The organism is Arthrobacter stackebrandtii, assembly GCF_017876675.1.
GTDB classification, from domain to species: domain Bacteria; phylum Actinomycetota; class Actinomycetes; order Actinomycetales; family Micrococcaceae; genus Specibacter; species Specibacter stackebrandtii.
This window is the reverse complement of the sequence record NZ_JAGIOI010000001.1, coordinates 349,938-368,900: the sequence shown is the minus strand read 5'-3', so window position 1 is coordinate 368,900 and position 18,963 is coordinate 349,938. Positions and strand designations below refer to the sequence as shown.

The window sequence follows — 18,963 nt, the reverse complement described above, 5'->3', positions numbered from 1 at the left end:
CCGCCGTGCCCAGCAACTTGTCGGGATTGTTGCCGAATCCGGCGAGGAAATGCTGCGCAAACTCACGTGAGCACCATCATTCAACTAGTAGAAAGTTGGTCAATGCAGACCTCCACTGTGCCCGTCGGCACTGCCCCGAAGCCTAAACCCTGGAACAGTCCAGCAAACCTGGTCCGTGCTGGCCTCGCCGTCAGCGGCATCGTACTGGCCCTGCTGGTTTCCCCGCTCGTGCAGGCGACGCAGGGCCTGCCCGGCGGAAACCCGGCAGCCCTGTGGGGGCTGCTGCCCATTGGGCTCTATGCCGTCCTGGCCTTCTCCGGCATGAGCATTCTCGCATCGACACTGGTTGCGCTGGCCTCTGCTCTTGTACTTGATGTGCCAACGTTGCCCCAAGCAGGTGATTTGCTGGTGGGCTCGCTGACCAATCAGGTCACCATCATCGGGCTGATCATTGCCCTGGGAGCCGGTGTAGGCGGCGTCCTGCGCGAGACCGGCGTCGCTCAGGTGATCGTTGCCGGCGTCCTGCGCCTTGTTGGACAGCGCGGCCCGCGCACCGTGGCACTCGGCATCATGCTGGCCTGCCTGGTGCTCGTTGCCTCACTGGGAACCCTTGCCGGCGCGCTGGCGATCGCAGCCCCGCTGCTCATCCCTGTGGCGGCCAGACTGGGGTACACGCGCATCTCCACTGCAACGCTCATGTTTATAGGCGGCTGTGCCGGGCTCGCGCTCGCTCCGTTCGCGGGAAGCAACGTGGCGATCATGCAGGCAGCCGAGGTGGGCTACGGAACCTACCTGCTCGTCGGTGCCGGTCCGCTCGCACTGCTCACGCTCGTTGTGGGAATGCTTTGGGTGCCACTGGTGCAGCGGCGCAGCGCCAAACAAGGAGACTTTTACTCAGCAGCCGAAGCCGCCGAAATCAACACCCCCATCACTGCCGTGGCGCGGAAGGCCGCGGCCATTTTTGCAGGGCTGCTGGCCGCCCTGGTCAGCGTGGCCATTGTGACGGGAATCGGGATCATCTTTCCGCTTATTGCGCTGCCAATTCTGGCCATTGCCACCGGCCTCGGCGCCAAGCTGCCTGTGCGGGCATGGTTTGCGGCGCTGGGTCGGGGCATGTGGAGCATGGTCGGCGTGTTCGCGCTGTTCTGGCTGCTGGCCGTGCTGTTCCTGATCATCGACAGGCTCCAACCCTTCGGCACCGTCCTGGCGTTGCTGCGGCCGCACCTTGAAACAAGTTCACCCTTCATCTTCTCGCTGATCGTGGCCCTCATCGGTTGGGTTGGCGTCCCTGGGGCAACTGCGGCCCAAGTGGTGCTGATCGACAAAGTATTCGGGCCACTGGCCGGTGAAATGGGAGTTGGCGCCGGGTCCTGGGTGGTTGTCCTGTTGTTTTCTTCGAAGGCGGACACCTATGGTCCCTTCCCCAACCCGAACATGGTAGGCGCCATGGGCCTTGCCCATTCAAAAAATCTGCGGATGATGCTGCTCACCGGGTGGATTCTTCTGGTTCCGGCGGCGTTGATGTACTTTTTGATTCTTTTTCTCGGAACGAGGTAACCATGTTTGATCTCCTTATTACGAATGCACTGATTGTCGACGGTACGGGCGCACCCGCCCAGCTGGGTTCGATTGCCGTACGCGACGGGAAGATCGCGTCAGTTGGGGCCGGGCAACCCCTCGCTGCCGCCCCTGCCACTGTTGTAGTGGATGCGGCTGGCGACGTGGTGGCTCCCGGTTTCATTGACCTGCACTCCCACGCAGACTTCTCCATCCAAGGCGCCCCCGCAGCCGAATCCCAACTCATGCAGGGAGTGACGACCGTGGTCACGGGAAACTGCGGTGCCTCTCCCTTCCCAACTCACGATCTTGGCCAAATCCGCCGGGCCGGGGCCCAGTTTGACGCGGTCTTCAACGGTGCCTGGGACGATGCCCGCGGCTATGCTGCCGCCACTGCGGAGCACCGGCCGGGAGTCAATCTGGTCATGCAACTTGGCCATACGACACTGCGCGCACACGTTCTCGGCCTGGCCAACCGGCCGGCGACAGATGAAGAGCTCGCTTTGATGGCCGGCGAGATCCATCTCGCAGCTGAACAGGGCGTCCGCGGGTTCACCTCGGGGCTCGTGTATGCGCCCGGCTCTTTCGCTGGCGAACGCGAAATGCAGGTCCTGGCGCGAGCCGCCGCTGAAGCGGGGCTGCTCTACTCCACCCATATGCGCAACGAATCAGACCGCTTGCTCGATTCCCTCGATGAAGCGATTGCCACGTCCGAGGCCGCGGGGGCACGCCTTGAGATTTCTCATCTGAAGGCGATGGGACCGGCCAACCATGGGCTTCCGCTCATTGCGCTGGAACGCATTGAATCCGCTCATGCGCGGGGTCTTGACGTTGCAGCCGATGTGTACCCATATGCGGCATCGAGCACGACGCTGACGTCGCGGTTGCCTGCGTTTGCACTCGACGGTGGCCCAGCCGCGATGTTGAAACGTCTGCGTGACCGGCATGAAAGGCCGCGAGTGGCAGCAGGGATTGCCGAGCGCTTTGGACGTGACCTGGACCCAACCGGAGTGCGCATCGCAGGGGTGGGGCCATCGTCAGGCGAGGACTTCAGCTGGGGTGCAGGCCTTTCGCTCACCGAGCTCGGTGAGCGGCTGGACTGCAGCCCGGAGGAAGCCGCGCTGCGGGTGCTTGAGGGCCACAACGGCGCGGTTGCCATTGTCAATCATGCAATGTCGGAGGCAGACGTGGAGGCGGTGCTGGCGCATCCGCTGGTCTCTGTCGCCAGCGACGGGTGGACGCTGTCCGTTGCGGGCGACGGTGTGCCGCATCCCCGGTCCTTTGGGACTTTCGCACGGGTGCTGGGCGAATATGTGCGTGAGCGCGGGGTACTCACGTTGGAGGAAGCAGTCCGAAAAATGACGTCCCTGCCGGCCTCTCGAATTGGGCTCGAGGAGCGGGGAACCATCGTGGTTGGGAAGGTTGCCGATCTTGTGCGCTTTGACCAGGGGCGGATCAGCGACCGTGCGAGCTACGCACAGCCGCGTCAACTGGCCTTTGGTGTACAGGACGTCTGGGTTGGGGGCCGGCCGGCTGTCTCCGGAGGAGCCATGACGGCGGGCCGGTACGGCCAGGTGCTTTGAGCATCAGCGCTGCAGGCAGGGAGGTGGCTGGCAGCGCAAGGAAGGTCCCGCCGTCGTGCATCAGGAAATGATCCCGATCCCGCTTTCTGAACCCGGAATCCCAGGATCAGAAAGCGGGATCGGGATCATTTTTGCAAGGTAGCACCGGGGCGGGGTGCGCCAGCAGCGGGAGGTGCCCGACGCCGTCGAACTTAAAAAACTGACCCGCAGCAGCCGGCGAAAAACACGTCCAAAACGTATATTTTCGCCGTTTACTGCGGGCCAGTTGCAATAAACGGGGTGCTACTCGCCTGCGGAGTCCGAGCGGCCCATGATCGTCACCGGGACGAAGATGGCCAAGGAGCACAGGCCAATGCCCAGTGCGGCCGGCACGAAGGCGTGGGCGAAGCTTTCCAGGCTCCAGTACGAGAAGGCGAAGATGCCGCCAAGGAACAAGCCAAAGAAAATGACAAACAAGACGATGGACTGCACCAGGCTGTTTTCGCCGCGGTAAGCGTTGTTGGACACGGTTCCTCCTGACCCCATGTGGGGGAGCATAAGTGGTTGCACCGGGCAGGCCGGAGCGATGATCTTTCCCTCGATCTTAGTATGGATTAGTACGAAGACGTGCCCGCGCCGCCGGTGACGATGGCAATGCCGGAACTGGTGCCGATGCGGGTGGCACCGGCTGCGATCATTTCCTCCGCCTTTTCACGCGTGCGCACCCCGCCGGAGGCCTTCACTCCGATGTCCGGACCGACCGTCTGGCGCATGAGGGCCACATCCTGGGCCGTTGCGCCGCCGCCGTTGAAGCCGGTGGAGGTCTTGACGAAGTCCGCGCCGGCCTCGACCGCGGCCTGGCAGGCGAGGACCTTCTCGTCGTCGCTGAGCAGGGACGTTTCGATGATGACCTTCAGGATGGACTCCTCGGCGTGGACAACCTCGGCCACGGCGGAGATGTCGTTGACCAGGGCTTCGCGGTCCAGGGCGCGGGCGGAGGCGATGTTGATGACCATGTCGACCTCGTCGGCGCCGTCCATGGTGGCGCCGCGGGCCTCGAAGACCTTGACGTCGGTGTTGTGGGTGCCCAGCGGGAAGCCGACAACGGTGCAGGTCAGCACGCCGGTGCCCAGCAGCGCCTTCTTGGCGGTCTCCACCCAGACGGGGTTCACGCAGACGGACTTGAAGTGGTGCTCGGCCGCCTCGGCGCACAGGCGCAGGATGTCGGCGTGGCTGGCCTCGGGTGCCAGCAGGGTGTGGTCGATGTAGCCGGCCAGACCGTTGGCGGGATCTGCCGCGAAGGGGCTGTTGCTGCTCATGGTGTGAACCTTTCCACGTGAGGATGTGTTGCCTCCATGGTGTCACAGGAACGCTCACCGCAGGCGATAGCCCCGCTTGACGACGGTTTCCACAATGGAGGGGTCCGGCAGGGCTGCCCTCAGCCGGCTGACCGCCATGTGCAGGGCGTGGTCGGCGTCCGGGGCGTCGGGCCCGGACGCCAACTCGGCGTGGGAAAGCACCCCGCCGCCGGCAGCCATGAGCAGCTTCAGCAGCTGCAGGGGAGCGGGGGCCAGCTGGACGGGTTGGCCGTCGACGCTCAGCGACTGTCCGCGCACCTCCAGCGTGGACCCCCGGCTTTCAGCCCGAAGCACGCCGGTCTGCTCCAAGTGCTCGCAGACGAGCCGGATGAGCGCCCCCATGCGGAACCGCTCAGGTACCAGGGGCGTGATGCCGGCCTGAAGGAGAGGAGCCGCCGTGACAGGCCCGACGGCGGCACTGACCACCGTGCCCGGGCCGGTCCCGCGCAGTGCCGCCAGGAAGTCCTCAGACCGGCCCAGCTGTGCTGCCGTGCTGAGGACGGCGTCCACGGCGGGGGCGCTGGTGAAGGTGACGACGTCCAGCTCGCGGTTGATGACGCCGTCGATGAGCTGGCCCAGCCTGTTCCCCTCCTCGGCGCTGACCCAGCGGTAGGGGGTCACCGTCAGCACGGTGGCTCCCGCGGCGCGAAGCCTGTCCAGCGCGGCGACGTCCGTGAAGCCGTGGACCTGCACGGCCACGGTCTTGCCCCGGACGCCGTCGGCAATGACCAAGCTGGTGAGTGTTGCGGTGGTCTCGTCGGCGCTGATGCCGACGTCGTCCAGGCCGGCCGCCCGGACGGCGCCGCGCGCCTTGGGGCCGCGGACGTAGATGGCGGCGTTCGCCAGGGCGGCTAGCAGCTGCTCGCCCTGCCCGGCCGCGTCGGCGCTTTCACACCAGCGGCGCATCCCATACGCGGTGGTGACCATGACAATGTCCGGTGCCGCGGCAACCACGTCCGCCGTCTCTGCGTGCAGGACCTGCTCATCCTCCATGGGGGCGATCTTCAAGGCCGGCGCGTGCAGCACCTGGGCGCCGCGCCGTTCCAGCGCCTCGATGAGGTCGCCCGCCCGGCGGTGCGCGGTCACGCCGATCCGGAATCCGCGCAGCGGCGCGGCGGGGAGGTTTTCTGCGGTCTCGCTCATGGGCTCCTTCAAGCTGTTTGCAAACTGGCGTTCGTGGGGAGGTTGGCGGCCGCCAGCGCGGGGGCCAGGGCCACGACGTCCCCGATCACGATGACCGCCGGGTTCCGGCAGGAAGTGGCGGCGTTGACAATGCTACCGAGGGTGGCGGTGACCGTGCGCTGCGCATGGCTGAAACCGCGCTCCACGACCGCCACCGGCGTAACATTTGGCAATCCGGCCCGGCGCAGCCCCGCCACCAGCGACGGCAGGGTGCCCACGCCCATGAGCACCACGATCGTGCCGCCGAGCCCTGCAAGGTGCCGGTATTCACGCTCCGTGAGCGGGGCATGCCCGGAGACCACGGTGAACAGGTGGCTGGTGCCGCGGTGCGTGACGGGGATGCCCGCGGCGCCCGGCACCGCCGTGGCGCTGGAGACCCCCGGCACCACGGTGACGGGGATGCCGGCTGCCACCGCGGCGGACATTTCCTCCCCGCCGCGGCCAAAGACAAACGGATCCCCGCCCTTGAGCCGCACCACGTGCAGGCCTGTTTTGGCGCCGTCGATCATGCGTGCGGTGATCTCCTCCTGCGCCATCTTGTGGTGCCCCGGCGTCTTGCCGACGTCCACAAACGTGGCCAGGGGGGCCAGCCGCGCCAGGTCTTCCGTGGGCCCCAGCCGGTCGAAGTAGACGACGTCGGCCGCCGCCAGCGCGTTCGAGGCCCGGACGGTGAGGAGGTCTGCAGGGCCGGGGCCGCCGCCTACGAGGGTGATGCGGCCCGTGCGCCGTGTGCGTGCCATGGGTGCCTGCCTCTCAGTTGTTGTCCGCGGCGGCGCTGCGGACGGGGATCTCGGTGGCGATGAGGACCGGGCCGGCGGATTCCGCCGCACCTGGCTCGGCGGACCCCGGCACCGGGGCGTTGACGAAGGGCCGGAAGCGGCGCAGCCGTTCAGGGTCCGCGAGGGTGGCGGCCCATTCGTCCTCGTAGTTGTCCACGTGCTGGGCCATGGCCGCCTCGAGCTCCGCGGCGATGCCGAGTGAGTCGTTGACCACCACATCCACGAGGTGGGCCAGCCCGCCGTCGAGCTCCTCCTGCCAGCGGGCCGTGCGCTGGAGCCGGTCGGCGGTGCGGATGTAGTACATCAGGTAGCGGTCGATGTAGCTGATGAGCGTGGCGTCGTCGAGGTCCTTCGCGAGCAGCTGGGCGTGGGCCGGGGTGGCACCTCCGTTGCCGCCGACGTACAGGTTCCAGCCGTCCGCGGTGGCGATGACGCCCACGTCCTTGCCGCGCGCCTCGGCGCATTCGCGTGCGCAGCCGGAGACGCCGAGCTTGATCTTGTGCGGGCTGCGCAGCCCCCGGTACCGCAGCTCCAGGCCCACGGCCATGGCCACCGAGTCCTGCACCCCGAAGCGGCACCAGGCCGAGCCCACGCACGACTTCACGGTGCGCAGCGACTTGCCGTACGCCTGCCCCGACTCCATGCCGGCGTCGATGAGGATCTTCCAGATCTCCGGCAGCTGCTCGAGCCGGGCGCCGAACAAATCGATCCGCTGCCCGCCGGTGATTTTCGTGTACAGGCCAAAGTCCTGCGCCACCTTGGCGATCACGGCCAGTTTTTCAGGGGTGATTTCGCCGCCCGGGATGCGCGGGACCACCGAGTAGGTGCCGTCCTTTTGCATGTTGGCCAGGGCGCGGTCATTTGTGTCCTGGAGTGTGCCGCGGCCGGCGTCGAGCACGTAGGCGCTGTTCTGGCTGGCCAGGATGTTGGCGATGGTGGGCTTGCAGATGTCACAGCCGCGGCCGGCCCGGGCGGTCTCGTCGGTGCCGAAACGGGCCAGGATCTCGCCGAAGCTGCCCAGTTCCAGGGCCCGGACCGCCTCAAACAGTTCGGGGCGGGACATCTCGAAGTGCTCGCACAGGGCCTTGGAGACCGCGATCCCGGACTTGGCCAGCTCGCCCTCCATGAGTTTCTTCAACAGCGGCACGCAGGAACCGCATTGGGTGCCGGCCCGCGTGCACGCCTTCAGCCCCGGCAGGTCCTGCACCGGGTCCTGGCCCTGGCAGCTGCCGCAGCCGTTGACGGCGTCGCGGATGGTCCCGGCCGTGACGTTGTTGCAGGAGCAGAGGATGGCGTCGTCGGGAAGCTCGACGGCGGGTGCCTCGCCCCCGCCGGCCGCCGAGAGAAACGCCCCGGGTTCGGCCGGCAGCTCCCGGCCCAGCAGCGGGCGCAGGCTCGTGTAGGGGGCGGCGTCGCCGACAAAGATCCCGCCGAGCAGGGTCTTGGCGTCCGGGCTCGTGACGATCTTTTGGTACACGCCGCGGGCGGGGTCGGCGTAGACCACCTCCAGGCTGTCCTCCGTGCGGGCAAAGGCGTCGCCGAAGCTGGCCACGTCCACGCCGGAGAGCTTGAGCTTGGTGGCCGTGTCAAAGCCCGTGAACGCGGCCGCGCCGCCGTGCAGCCGGTCCGCCACGATCTCCGCCATGGTGTTGGCCGGGGCGACAAGGCCCAGGCACATGCCGCCGAAGCTGGCCACCTCGCCGATGGCCCAGACGCCGGGGACGGAGGTGGCGCAGTGCTCGGTGATGACGACGCCGCCGCGCGGGCCCAGCTCAAAGCCGTGGCGGGCGGTGCCGTCGCCGGCCCGGGCCAGTTCGTCGCGGGGCCGCACGCCCACGGCGGCCACCACCAGGTCGGCGGGCACCACCGCCCCGTCGGCCATCAGGACGCCGGTGACCTGTCCGGCGTCGTCCGCCTGGACTGCTTCCGGGAACACGCCCGCGGTGGCGCTCATGCCCTTCGCCGCGACCAGCCGGCCCAGTGCCTGGCCGGCGCCCTCGTCGAGCTGGGTGTTCATGAGCCACGGGCCGCCGTTGATGACGACCGACGCGGCGCCGAGCGTGATGAGGCCGGCGGCGGCTTCGAGGCCGAGGAGTCCGCCGCCGATGACGGCCGTGTTGACGGTGCGGCCGAGCTTTTCGCCCAGGCGCGCCACCTCGGCGTTCAGGGCCCGCACGTCCTCAAGGGTGCGGTAGACGTGGAGGTGCTCGGCGCCGGGAATGCCCAGCCGGACGGCGTCGGAGCCGGTGGCGAGCACGAGTTCGTCATAGGGGTGGTGTGCCGCTTCGCCGCCGGCCGAGGTGTGGACTGTTCTGCGGTCCGGGTCGATCGCCACAACCTTGGCGCCGCGGACCAGGTGCACGGAGCCGTGCTCCCAGAGTGCGGGATCGCCCAGGGTGAGGTCCGTGTCGACGTCGGTCAGTGCCCGGCTCAGCGCCACGCGGTCGTACGGCGTGTGGGCTTCCTCGGTGAGCACCGTGATGTGCCAGCCGGACATGCCGCGGGAGTGCATGGCCTCGGTGAAGCGGTGGGCGGCGGGGCCGCCGCCCACAACGACGACCCTGCGGACGCCGTCCCCGGCTGCCGTTGCTGTTTCCCGTGCGGTCCCTGCTGCGGGTTCCTGCGTGCCCTGCTGTTTCATGGGTGTGGCCTTTCCCCGGGTGGCCTGGTGCCTGCACCGGCGTGTCCATTCCATGCTAGGAAGGCGGCATTGCGCCGGGGTGTCGCCCGTGTAACAGGCATTTAACGTCCGCCTATCCGGGGGCGGCGGGGATGCGGTGACACGGCATTTACGTGGCTGTCACATGGAGGCAGGCCGGGTGAAACATGGCGACCCTAGTGTGGTTTCTACGTTGCCGGGCCTTCAGCTGTCCGGCTCCGTCCCACGTCCGCACCACAAGGAGAAGGATCATCATGAGCATCGTTATGGAATTGCCGGCCGCCACCGGCCCCTCACGCGCCGCAGCACAGTGGTTCCCGGTCTGCCGGCTCAGCGACCTCGAGGATTCCTGGGGAGAGGCGGCCCTGGTCAATGGGCAGCAGCTGGCCATGTTCCGTGTGGGGCCGGAGAACGTCTTTGCCGTCTCCCACGCCGATCCCGCCACGAGCGCCCACGTCATGGCGCGGGGCCTGGTCGGCTCCCGCGGGAGCACGCACACCATCGCCTCGCCGCTGCACAAGGAGGTGTACAGCCTGGCAACGGGGGAGTGCTTCGGCGATGCCGGGCTGCGCCTGGGCACCTACCCGGTCCGGGTCGTGGACGGCGCCGTTGAGGTGGCCCTGTAGTCCTGGCCGCCCGTCCGCGCTAGCGGCCCCGGAGCAGCCGGCCCAGGAAACCCCGGTGTTTGGCACTGCCGGAATCCGCAGACTTTTGCGCTGCCGCGGCAGCGGCCTCTGCAGCCTGGGCCGCTTCCCGGCGCTCGGCAGCCCGGCCGCGCCAGGCCGCCACCTCGGCGTCGATGTCCCGCAGCGCGGTCACGACCGGCGGCCCGCCCAGCAGTTGCCGGCGGGCCTCGATGATCCTGGCGTTGAAATCGGCCAGCAGCTCCCGCACGCGCGCCTCGGAGCCGGCGGCGTCCAGGGTGGCGTCCATCTCGGCGTCCTCCTTGCGCAGCAGCAGCGCCGGGGGTCCGAGCCCGCTGACCTGCTCCCGCTGCAGCAGCCCCTTGACCCACCAGTCGGGATCGTCGGTGCCGCCCAGCCCCGGAATCGGCTTGCCCGCATACGCCAGGTTGTCGAAGTCCCCGCGGGCCATCGCGGCATCAATCGCGCTGTTGGCGACCTCCCACACCTCATCGTCCTCATGGAAGCGCCGCGGCTCGGCATCCTGCGCGGAGCCGCCGCCAAACGTCCGGCCCGTGGCCTGCGCATAGTCGTCCGCCGGGACCGGGGTGTGCGATGCCTCCTTGGCATCACGGTACCGGGCCGCCTCCAGCGCCTGGTCGTGGAACGCCCGCTCCGGCTTGCCCCTGCCCATCACACCCACCCCTTCAGTGGTCTTCCAGCCCCAGCGCGGCCTTCATGTCATGCACGACGGCGGCCAAGGCAGCTTGCGCTTCTTCCTGTGCCCCGGCGAGGTGCTCCGGCCCGGATACGGGGACCACCACCTCCAGGTAGCACTTGAGCTTGGGCTCTGTGCCGCTGGGGCGCACAATCACCCGGGTGCCGTCCTCGCTCAGGTATGCCAGCCCGTCCGTTGCCGGCAGATCGGGCGAACCCTCGCTGAGGTCGGTGAACTTGGTGACGGCGGAGCCGTTGAGTGCCGCCGGCGGCTGCCCGCGCAGACCGGCCATCATGTCCCTGATGCCGGCCGGGTCCTCGACCCGGATGCTGACCTGCGTGCTGGCGTGCAGGCCGTGGGCCAGGGCGAGGTCGTCCAGGACGTCCAGCAGGGTCCGGTCCACAGTCTTCAGTGCCGCCGCCATCTCGGCCACGAGCAGGGCGGCCGAGATGCCGTCCTTGTCGCGGACCAGGTCCGGCGCGACGCAGTAGCCCAGCGCCTCCTCGTAGCCGTAGGCCAGGCCCGGCACCCGTGAGATCCACTTGAATCCGGTCAATGTGCGCACGTGCGGGTATCCGGCAGCCTCTGCAATCTTGGCCAGCAGGCGCGAGGACACGATGGAGTTGGCAAAAACAGGGACGGCGTCAGGGCCGGCTCCGGCCTGCGGTGCGGCAAGCTGCGCCCGGCCGCCGCGGGCCACGAGGTGGGCGCCGAGCAGCGCCCCCACCTGGTCGCCGTGGAGCTGGTGCCACTGCCCGTCGACGGGGTCCAGGACGCCGACGGCGACCCGGTCGGCGTCGGGGTCGTTGGCCAGCACGATGTCCGCGCCCACCTCCTGCGCGAGGGCGAAGGCCATGTCCATGGCGCCGTGCTCCTCGGGGTTGGGGAAGGCGACCGTGGGAAATTCAGGGTCCGGCTGCGCCTGCTGGTCCACGGCGTGGATGTCCGTGAAGCCGGCGGAGCGCAGCACGTCCAGGGCGGTGTCATTGCCCACGCCGTGCATGGACGTGTGGACGATCCGCAGTTCCCTGGCCGGGAACGCGGTGGCGTCGGCGAGCGAGGCCACGGCCTGCTTGTAGCCCTCCAGCAGCTCCGGGCCGGGGACGGTCCAGCCGTCCTGGGCCATGGCAATGCCGGAGGTGTCCCCGAAGCCCGGCGTGTTGGCGGCGGTCTCGATCTGTGCGGCGATTTGGGCGTCGTGGGGTGCCACGATCTGCACGCCCCGGGCCTCCAGCGCCACGGCGCGGCCGCCGAGGTAGACCTTGTAGCCGTTGTCCTGTGCGGGGTTGTGGCTGGCCGTCACCATGATGCCGGCCTCGCACTCCAGGGCGCGCACGGCGTAGGCGAGGACGGGGGTGGGCAGCGGCGCCGGCAGCAGGAAGGTCTCGATCCCGGCGGCCGTAAAGATGGCCGCGGTCTCGCGGGCAAAGTCGGCCGAGTTGTGTCGCGCGTCAAACCCCACCACGGCGCGCGGCCGGTAGGCGGGCTCCGGCTGGGAGGGGGGTCCGGCGTCGTGGATCTGGGCGGAGGCAGGCTGCCCCGCCGCCAGGGCGAGCAGGTGCGCGGCGACCCCGGCGGCGGCACGGCGGACCACCACGCGGTTCATCCGGTTGGGGCCCGGGCCCATGGCCGCCCGCAGCCCGGCAGTGCCGAACTGGAGGTTGCCGGCAAAGGCGTCGGCAAGCTCGTCGGCGGCGCCGGGATCTGCGGCCAGGGCCTGCAGCGCGGCGGCGGTGGCGGGGTCGGGGTCATGCCCGGCCCACTCGCGGGCGGCGTCCGCCAGCGCTTCCATTTCGAGTGCTGCGGCGGACTCGTTGGGGTTCTCGTGTGCGTGTCTCACACCCCAAATGTAACCGCAGTGCGGCGTCTGGCCCTAGAGCCTGGCGATGATCTGTGCCAGAAGCGCCGAAATTCGCGGGCCCGCGGCGGCCCCGGCGGCCAGGACTTCCTCGTGCGAGAGCGGCTCGGGGCTGATGCCGGCGGCCAGGTTGGTGACCAGGGAGATGCCAAACACCTCCATGCCGGCCGCGCGCGCCGCGATGGCCTCCAGTGCCGTGGACATGCCCACCAGGTCGGCGCCGATGCGCTTGGCGTACTGCACCTCGGCGGGGGTTTCGTAGTGCGGGCCGGTGAACTGGGCATACACGCCCTCGTCAAGGGTGGGGTCCACCTCGCGGGCCAGGGTGCGCAGGCGCGAGGAGTAGAGGTCCGTCAGGTCCACGAAGGTTGCGCCCTCGAGCGGGGAGGTGGCCGTGAGGTTGATGTGGTCGCTGATCAGCACCGGGGTGCCGGGCGTCCAGTCCGGGTTCAGGCCGCCGCAGCCGTTGGTCAGCACCATGGTCTTGGCGCCGGCCGCCGCCGCTGTGCGGACGCCGTGGGCCACGGCGCGCACGCCCTTGCCCTCGTAAAAGTGGGTGCGGGCGCCGAGCACCAGCACGTTCTTGCCGCCGGGCGTGCGGATGGAGCTCAGCGTGGCCACGTGCCCGGGCACGGAGGGCGCGCTGAAGCCGGGGACGTCGGCGGCGTTGACGGTGGCGGTGACCTCGCCGATGAGGTCCGCCGCACCGCCCCAGCCGGAACCGAGGACCAGGGCGATGTCATGGCTGGGCACGCCCGTTGCCGTGGCGAGGAAAGCGGCAGCCTCCGCTGCCAGCGCGGCGGGCGTGGCGCCGTCGTACGTGTTTGTTTGGCTCATGGAACAAACATAGCGGCAAGTGCCCTGCGGGTGGGGAAAGCGGGACAACTTGGTTGAGCTAGCCCAAATAGGCGAGAATGAACAACTGTGACCAGCGATCAAGATGTATTCAAGCCCTTTGCCCTTCCCAGCCTTGCGATCCTCGGCGGCGGACCCGGAGGCTACGAAGCCGCCATGGTGGCCGCGTCGATGGGCGCCAAGGTGACCATTGTTGAACGTGCGGGGCTGGGCGGCTCGGCCGTGCTGACCGATGTGGTGCCGTCGAAGGCGCTCATTGCCGTGGCCGAGGCCATGAACCGCAGCATTGACTCCACCGAGCTGGGCGTGAGCTTCAACGCCGCCGACGGCAACCCGAAGCAGGCCATCAAGGCCGACCTGAAGCTCATCAACGAGCGTGTGCTGCGGCTGGCGCGCGAGCAGTCGGCCGACATCCGGCGCGGGCTCGAGGCCGTCGGAGTGAAGATCATCATCGGCACCGGGCGGATGCTGGACAACCGCACCATTGAGGTGGACCGAGGCGAAACCACCGAGATCATCAAGGCCGACGCCATCCTGGTCTCCGTTGGCGCCCACCCGCGCGAGCTGGCCACGGCCCGCCCCGACGGCGAACGCATCTTCAACTGGACCCAGATCTACGACCTCGACGAACTGCCCGAGGAACTCATTGTGGTGGGCTCCGGCGTGACCGGCGCCGAGTTCGCCTCCGCCTTCAACGGCCTGGGCTCCAAGGTCACCCTGATCTCCAGCCGCGACCAGGTGCTCCCCGGCGAGGACTCCGACGCCGCCGCCGTGCTCGAGGACGTCTTTGCCCGCCGCGGCCTGCGCGTGCTCTCCAAGTCCCGCGCCGAGGCCGTTGAGCGCACCGACGACGGCGTGATCGTCACCCTGGGCGACGGCTCCAAGGTCACCGGCTCGCACTGCCTGGTCTGCGTGGGATCCATCCCGAACACCACGGACATTGGCCTTGAAGCCGCCGGCGTTGAGGTCACCCCCAGCGGCCACATCAAGGTCGACGGCGTCTCCCGCACCAGCGCGCCCAACGTCTACGCCGCAGGCGACTGCACGGGCGTGTTTGCGCTCGCCTCCGTGGCCGCCATGCAGGGCCGGATCGCCGTGGCCCACCTGGGCGGCGACGGCGTGCGCCCGCTCAAGCTCAACCAGGTCTCCTCCAACATCTTCACGTCCCCGGAAATTGCCTCCGTGGGCGTCTCCGAGGCGGACCTGGCCTCCGGCAAGTACCAGGGCGACGTCATCAAGCTCTCGCTGCAGACCAACGCCCGGGCCAAGATGCGCAACGTCAACGACGGCTTCATCAAGATCATTGCGCGGAAGGGCTCTGGCACCGTCATTGGCGGCGTCGTGGTGGGCGCCGGTGCGTGCGAGCTGATCTTCCCGATTGCGATGGCAGTGACCCAGAAGCTGCACGTGGACGACGTCGCCAGCACCTTCACCGTGTACCCGTCGCTGTCCGGCTCGATCTCCGAGGCCGCGCGCCGCCTGCACGTCCACATGTAGCGTCCTGGAGGGCTGGATTCCGGCCCGGAGCCTGCTTGCTCGGGTTGAAACAGCAGCACAAGCGATGAATCCGCGGGTTTTGTCGCATGTGCTGTTGTTTCAATTCCAGGCATCGCATCAACTGCTGTTTCAACCGCCGGATCACCTTCCACCGGCCTTGGCCCTCCTGTGGCGGCAGTGCGGTGCCGGCACAGGGTGCGATGGCGTCGGCGAAAATCCAGCCATTGCTGCGATGGCGTCCAGTGGGGCAGGAGGCGGCCGTTCAGCGCACGGCGGCCCCTCGCCAGCGTGCCTTGGGGCCCAAATGAAGAGATGCGTATCACAAATGGGCTAGCGTTGCCTGCATGACATCATCACCCGCAGGCCGTGGCGGAACAGCCGCCCCGGCCCGTCGAGAGACTTTCTCCTCGCGAAAACTGTTCATACTCTCGGCCATCGGTTCCGCCGTCGGCCTGGGTAACATTTGGCGATTCCCCTACGTCGCCTACGAAAACGGCGGCGGCGCCTTCCTGATCCCGTACTTGGTGGCGCTGCTGTGCGCCGGCATCCCGCTGCTGTTCCTTGACTACTCGATCGGCCACCGCTTCCGCGGCTCGGCCCCCCTCTCTTACCGCCGCCTGCACCGCGCGGCCGAACCGCTCGGCTGGTGGCAGGTGCTGATCTGCTTCGTGATCGCCGTCTACTATGCCGCGATCATCGCCTGGGCGGCCATGTACGCATGGTTCTCCCTGACCAAGGCCTGGGGCGACGACGCCGAGGGCTTCTTCTTCGGCGAATACCTGCACGCGGCCGACGGCGCCGGCCTCTCCTTCGACTTCGTCTCCAGCGTGTTCTTCCCGATGCTTGCCGTGTGGATCGTGACCATTGTGATCATGGTGGCCGGCGTGAACAAGGGCATCTCCCGCGCCAACGCCGTGTTCCTGCCGCTGCTGGTGGTCATGTTTGTGATCCTCGTGGTGCAGTCGCTCTTCCTGGACGGCGCCACGGAGGGCCTGAACGCCTTCTTCACCCCGAACTGGGCATCCCTGCAGAACCCCGGCGTGTGGGCGGCCGCGTTTGGCCACATCTTCTTCTCGCTGTCCGTGGCTTTCGGCATCATGGTCACCTACTCCTCCTACCTCAAGCGCAAGACCGACCTCACCGGCTCCGGCATGGTGGTGGCCTTCGCCAACTCCGGCTTTGAGATCCTGGCCGGCATCGGCGTGTTCGCGGCCCTGGGCTTCATGTCCGTGACCGCGGGCAAGCCCGTGGACGAGGTGGCCTCCGGCGGCATCGGCCTGGCCTTCGTGGCCTTCCCGACCATCGTCTCCGAGGCACCGTTCGGCGCCATCCTCGGCGTGCTGTTCTTCGGCTCCCTGGTGTTTGCCGGCTTGACGTCGCTGATCTCCATCCTGGAGGTCATTGTGGCGGCGTTCCAGGACAAGCTGGGCTGGAGCCGCAAGGCCGCCACCCTGGTGGTCACCATTCCCATCGCCCTGATTTCGCTGGTCCTCTTCCCGACGACGACCGGCATCCACCTGCTCGACACCTCCGACGCGTTCGTGAACCAGTTCGGCATCCTGGCCTGTGCCCTGGTGACGGTCATTGTGGTCTCGGCCGGGCTCAGCAGCCTGCCGCGCCTGCAGAAGCACCTGAACCTGACCTCCTCCATCAAGATGGGCACCATCTGGCGCATCCTGGTGGGCGGCGTGGTTCCCGTGGCGCTGGGCTACATGCTCATCAACGAAATCCAGACCAAGTCCACCGAGCAGTACTCGGGCTACCCGGCCTGGTTCAACGGCGTGTTTGGCTGGGGCATGGCGGGCGCGCTCATCGTGGGCGCCCTGCTGCTTTCCCTGATTCCCTGGAGCGACAAGTCCAAGCTTGAGGACCCCGAGTACGAAGAATTCAACGCCCTCGAGAAACTCGACGGCGACGTGGACAACAACGCCGTGGACACCGGCAACGCCAAGGAGCTGCAGCCATGACACCGGTAGCAATCACCATGATGATCATCGCCATGCTCACCGTCTGGGGCGGACTCGCCCTGGCCATGTGGAACCTGGCCCGCCACCCCGAGGACGAAGACGAGCTCCCGGGCCCCGATGAGATGCCCCACGAGCTGTAGCTGCGGGGCTTCTCACTGAAGGACCCTTCTTTCGAGGAGTGGGACAACGGCGTGTGCACCTTCCGGGTGTGCGCGCCGTCGTCTTGTTCCCGGGCGGAGGTGGTCCCGGCACCTGCAGTTATCGGCCGGAGGCGCGCAACGCTGCGGCAACGGGCGCGGTTCCGTCTTCCGTTGCAAGCGCCATGGCAATCGCGCGTGCGTTCGCTGCGTATTCGGGCCTCGTGATGGCCTGCCTGATGACGTCACCCAGGCGTTCGGTGCCCAGTTCCTTGTAGGGAACCGGCTGCGGGCCGGCGCCGAGGGACGAGATCCGGGCGGCCCAGAACGGTTGGTCCGTGTATATCGGCACGCTGACCGTCGGAACCCCGGCGCGCAGCCCTGCCGCGGCCGTCCCCGCCCCGGCGTGGTGGACCACGGCAGCCATCTGTGGGAACAGCCATTCGTGGGGAACATCCCCGATGCTGAGGACGTCCGGTTCGGAGACCCCTGCCACGCCCTGCAGCACTGCACGGACGCCCGCGCGACGAACTGTCTCAAGCATGAATTCGGCGTCCATTGCTTCGCTGCTGCCGAAACCGATGAAGACCGGGGGTGGTCCGTCCGCAAGGAATGCAAGCATCTCGGCGGACGGCTGCCAGCCCGGATCGGCCTTCGGCCACCAGTAGCCGGTCATGGCAAGTCCGGACCGCCAGTCCGACGGGCGTGGGAAGACGCTGGAGCTGAAGCCGTGGAGGACCTGTCGGTTGGCCTTTCGGCGCTGCCGTTCGGCAGTTGGGCGGGACTTCCTGTCCAGCCCGAGGGTGTGGCGGATGCGCGCGCTCGGGGCGTCGTAGGGTGCCTTGCCGGCAGCTATCAGCGAGCCGAGCAGCTTGTTGCCGACCGGGCCCAGGCTGCGGGCAGTGCCCAAAAGCACGGGCGGGTAGGCGGTGCTCGCTTCGGTTGGTTGCAGGTGGGCGCCGATGGCGGGGATGCCGAGGGCCTCGGCCACGTCGTAGGCGTACGGCGCTATCGAATTGGCCAGAATCACGTCGGCGCCAAGCTCTGCTGCGGAGAGCGTGCCGGTGGCGGCCAGCTCCATGTAGTCGCCCAGTTCACCCATGTACCTTCGGAGGTCCGGGCCCGTCGCCCTTTTCCCTGGCGGTGCAGGGCTGACCAGGTGGCTCATGTCGCCGGGGAGTTCCCGGTACTCACACCCGGCAGAGGTGACCAGCCGGGCATGGCCGGCATTGGCTGCGATGGCCACGGTGAATCCCAGTGTTTGAAGCCTGCTGCCAAGCCCCGCCATCGGTGCCACGTCTCCCCGGGTCCCGGGATTGATCATGAGAACTCGCATGCCATTCCTCATTCCGCTTGATTGCGATCACTGTTCGCAATTAAAGATATAGTGAAATGGGTGGAGCACCAAATCCCAGCGAGCAAAGGAAAGGTGGGCAGCCATGCCACCCCGTGACCCCATTAATGTCTGGCGGCGCCCGGAGCGCTCCGCTGTCGGACCGAAACCGGAACACTCGCGCGCCGGGATCGTTGCCGCAGCGATCGCCATCGCCGACGACGAAGGCCTGGCCGCGGTGTCCATCCGCCGGGTGGCAGCCGGCATTGGTGCCGGTGCGGCGTCGCTGTACAGGTATGTGAAATCCCATGACGAGCTTGTTGAATTGATGATCGATCGGGTCAGCGGCGAATACGACCTGTCCCCGTCCTCTGAACCTGCACGAAGCCAGCTGCTGGACCTGGCGCGGCAGGGGAGGTGCATCATGCACCGCCACCCGTGGCTTGCTCCGCTGCTCCTGGCCCGCCCCTCCATGGGACCCAACGCGCTGGGCTATCTGGAACGTGCACTGTCCGCCTTGGAGCCGGCGGAACTTTCGGGCCCGGCAAAGCTGCAGGCAGTGGCCATGCTGACGGCCATTGCCTCGGCCTTCGTGCAAAATGAGCTGGCATCAGCCGACGGCCCCGGCCACGGGACTGCCACCATGAACGCAAAAGATCGTGCGGAGTACCTGTCCGAGGCGGTGCAGACCGGCAAGTACCCGCTGTTGGCGGGAGCGCTCGGCGAGCAGCCCGGGCCCCACAATGCTGACGATTTGTTCACCGGCATCATGACCACCTATCTTGCAGGCGCGGGTGTTCCCGGTGCCAACGGTGCCGGCCAAGCCTGAACGGACCGCCGGCAGGACCTGTGAATAGACGGCCCGGCGGGCCCGAACG

General features: G+C 68.0%; 16 protein-coding genes. 7 read left to right on the top strand and 9 right to left on the bottom strand.

Annotated features, from left to right (window positions below):
• The first annotated feature begins 102 nt into the window (after positions 1–102).
• Both JOF48_RS01530 and JOF48_RS01525 read left to right on the top strand, forming a co-directional pair.
• Complete coding sequence (locus tag JOF48_RS01530) at positions 103–1,557, top strand: Na+/H+ antiporter NhaC family protein (protein ID WP_209676663.1); 1,455 nt, start codon at positions 103–105, stop codon at positions 1,555–1,557.
• A 2-nt stretch (positions 1,558–1,559) separates the two neighbouring features.
• Positions 1,560–3,140 carry an N-acyl-D-amino-acid deacylase family protein gene (locus JOF48_RS01525; protein ID WP_209676662.1) on the top strand — a complete coding sequence of 527 codons (1,581 nt, stop codon included), beginning with the start codon at positions 1,560–1,562 and terminating at the stop codon, positions 3,138–3,140.
• 282 nt (positions 3,141–3,422) lie between these two features.
• Here JOF48_RS01525 and JOF48_RS01520 read toward each other — a convergent pair whose 3' ends face one another.
• The 5 genes from JOF48_RS01520 to nirB form a co-directional block, all read right to left on the bottom strand.
• Entirely contained in the window at positions 3,423–3,647 is a 225-nt protein-coding gene (locus JOF48_RS01520; RefSeq protein WP_245347138.1) for a hypothetical protein, read from the bottom strand.
• Between the two features lie 86 nt (positions 3,648–3,733).
• The gene (gene deoC, locus JOF48_RS01515) at positions 3,734–4,438 is read right to left on the bottom strand and encodes a deoxyribose-phosphate aldolase (RefSeq protein ID WP_209676660.1); all 705 of its coding nucleotides are present in this window, start codon (positions 4,436–4,438) and stop codon (positions 3,734–3,736) included.
• Between the two features lie 54 nt (positions 4,439–4,492).
• Positions 4,493–5,620 (bottom strand): uroporphyrinogen-III synthase, encoded by a 1,128-nt coding sequence (locus JOF48_RS01510; RefSeq protein WP_209676659.1) that lies wholly within the window; start codon positions 5,618–5,620, stop codon positions 4,493–4,495.
• Between the two features lie 8 nt (positions 5,621–5,628).
• Positions 5,629–6,399, bottom strand: coding sequence for a uroporphyrinogen-III C-methyltransferase (cobA, locus tag JOF48_RS01505; protein WP_209676658.1), 771 nt, complete (start codon positions 6,397–6,399; stop codon positions 5,629–5,631).
• Between the two features lie 13 nt (positions 6,400–6,412).
• Positions 6,413–9,079 carry a nitrite reductase large subunit NirB gene (gene nirB, locus JOF48_RS01500; RefSeq protein ID WP_209676656.1) on the bottom strand — a complete coding sequence of 889 codons (2,667 nt, stop codon included), beginning with the start codon at positions 9,077–9,079 and terminating at the stop codon, positions 6,413–6,415.
• A gap of 272 nt (positions 9,080–9,351) precedes the next feature.
• Between nirB and nirD the strand changes: the two genes are divergently transcribed.
• The gene (nirD, locus tag JOF48_RS01495) at positions 9,352–9,723 is read left to right on the top strand and encodes a nitrite reductase small subunit NirD (RefSeq protein WP_209676654.1); all 372 of its coding nucleotides are present in this window, start codon (positions 9,352–9,354) and stop codon (positions 9,721–9,723) included.
• 19 nt (positions 9,724–9,742) lie between these two features.
• Here nirD and JOF48_RS01490 read toward each other — a convergent pair whose 3' ends face one another.
• The 3 genes from JOF48_RS01490 to JOF48_RS01480 all read right to left on the bottom strand — a co-directional run bounded on the left by JOF48_RS01490 (position 9,743) and on the right by JOF48_RS01480 (position 13,133).
• Positions 9,743–10,414, bottom strand: coding sequence for a DnaJ family domain-containing protein (locus JOF48_RS01490; RefSeq protein WP_209676652.1), 672 nt, complete (start codon positions 10,412–10,414; stop codon positions 9,743–9,745).
• Between the two features lie 13 nt (positions 10,415–10,427).
• Complete coding sequence (locus JOF48_RS01485) at positions 10,428–12,230, bottom strand: phospho-sugar mutase (RefSeq protein WP_209683999.1); 1,803 nt, start codon at positions 12,228–12,230, stop codon at positions 10,428–10,430.
• Between the two features lie 81 nt (positions 12,231–12,311).
• Positions 12,312–13,133: a purine-nucleoside phosphorylase gene (locus JOF48_RS01480; RefSeq protein WP_209676650.1), complete on the bottom strand. Its 822-nt coding sequence runs from the start codon at positions 13,131–13,133 to the stop codon at positions 12,312–12,314.
• Positions 13,134–13,271: 138 nt separating this feature from the next.
• Here JOF48_RS01480 and JOF48_RS01475 point away from each other — a divergent pair, with 138 nt between their 5' ends.
• The 3 genes from JOF48_RS01475 (at position 13,272) to JOF48_RS01465 (ending at position 16,755) form a co-directional block, all read left to right on the top strand.
• Positions 13,272–14,648 carry an NAD(P)H-quinone dehydrogenase gene (locus tag JOF48_RS01475; protein WP_342591320.1) on the top strand — a complete coding sequence of 459 codons (1,377 nt, stop codon included), beginning with the start codon at positions 13,272–13,274 and terminating at the stop codon, positions 14,646–14,648.
• A gap of 344 nt (positions 14,649–14,992) precedes the next feature.
• The gene (locus JOF48_RS01470) at positions 14,993–16,615 is read left to right on the top strand and encodes a sodium-dependent transporter (protein WP_209676647.1); all 1,623 of its coding nucleotides are present in this window, start codon (positions 14,993–14,995) and stop codon (positions 16,613–16,615) included.
• A complete protein-coding gene (locus tag JOF48_RS01465) occupies positions 16,612–16,755 on the top strand; it encodes a methionine/alanine import family NSS transporter small subunit (RefSeq protein WP_209676645.1) in 144 nt (47 codons plus the stop codon). The genes JOF48_RS01470 and JOF48_RS01465 overlap by 4 nt, the downstream gene beginning before the upstream one ends.
• A gap of 118 nt (positions 16,756–16,873) precedes the next feature.
• On the opposite strand, the gene JOF48_RS01460 is transcribed toward JOF48_RS01465, so the two are convergent.
• Positions 16,874–18,088 carry a glycosyltransferase gene (locus tag JOF48_RS01460; protein ID WP_209676643.1) on the bottom strand — a complete coding sequence of 405 codons (1,215 nt, stop codon included), beginning with the start codon at positions 18,086–18,088 and terminating at the stop codon, positions 16,874–16,876.
• A 103-nt stretch (positions 18,089–18,191) separates the two neighbouring features.
• Here JOF48_RS01460 and JOF48_RS01455 point away from each other — a divergent pair, with 103 nt between their 5' ends.
• The gene (locus tag JOF48_RS01455; protein WP_209676641.1) at positions 18,192–18,914 is read left to right on the top strand and encodes a TetR/AcrR family transcriptional regulator; all 723 of its coding nucleotides are present in this window, start codon (positions 18,192–18,194) and stop codon (positions 18,912–18,914) included.
• Positions 18,915–18,963 lie beyond the last annotated feature (49 nt).

What these genes read in the sequence shown, in the direction of transcription:
- JOF48_RS01530 (WP_209676663.1), top strand. Translation starts at nt 103, where the DNA reads ATGCAGACCTCCACTGTGCCCGTCGGCACTGCCCCGAAGCCTAAACCC.
- JOF48_RS01525 (WP_209676662.1), top strand. Translation starts at nt 1,560, where the DNA reads ATGTTTGATCTCCTTATTACGAATGCACTGATTGTCGACGGTACGGGC.
- deoC (WP_209676660.1), bottom strand. Translation starts at nt 4,438, where the DNA reads ATGAGCAGCAACAGCCCCTTCGCGGCAGATCCCGCCAACGGTCTGGCC.
- JOF48_RS01510 (WP_209676659.1), bottom strand. Translation starts at nt 5,620, where the DNA reads ATGAGCGAGACCGCAGAAAACCTCCCCGCCGCGCCGCTGCGCGGATTC.
- cobA (WP_209676658.1), bottom strand. Translation starts at nt 6,399, where the DNA reads ATGGCACGCACACGGCGCACGGGCCGCATCACCCTCGTAGGCGGCGGC.
- nirB (WP_209676656.1), bottom strand. Translation starts at nt 9,079, where the DNA reads ATGAAACAGCAGGGCACGCAGGAACCCGCAGCAGGGACCGCACGGGAA.
- nirD (WP_209676654.1), top strand. Translation starts at nt 9,352, where the DNA reads ATGAGCATCGTTATGGAATTGCCGGCCGCCACCGGCCCCTCACGCGCC.
- JOF48_RS01490 (WP_209676652.1), bottom strand. Translation starts at nt 10,414, where the DNA reads ATGGGCAGGGGCAAGCCGGAGCGGGCGTTCCACGACCAGGCGCTGGAG.
- JOF48_RS01485 (WP_209683999.1), bottom strand. Translation starts at nt 12,230, where the DNA reads ATGGAAGCGCTGGCGGACGCCGCCCGCGAGTGGGCCGGGCATGACCCC.
- JOF48_RS01480 (WP_209676650.1), bottom strand. Translation starts at nt 13,133, where the DNA reads ATGAGCCAAACAAACACGTACGACGGCGCCACGCCCGCCGCGCTGGCA.
- JOF48_RS01470 (WP_209676647.1), top strand. Translation starts at nt 14,993, where the DNA reads ATGACATCATCACCCGCAGGCCGTGGCGGAACAGCCGCCCCGGCCCGT.
- JOF48_RS01465 (WP_209676645.1), top strand. Translation starts at nt 16,612, where the DNA reads ATGACACCGGTAGCAATCACCATGATGATCATCGCCATGCTCACCGTC.
- JOF48_RS01460 (WP_209676643.1), bottom strand. Translation starts at nt 18,088, where the DNA reads ATGCGAGTTCTCATGATCAATCCCGGGACCCGGGGAGACGTGGCACCG.
- JOF48_RS01455 (WP_209676641.1), top strand. Translation starts at nt 18,192, where the DNA reads ATGCCACCCCGTGACCCCATTAATGTCTGGCGGCGCCCGGAGCGCTCC.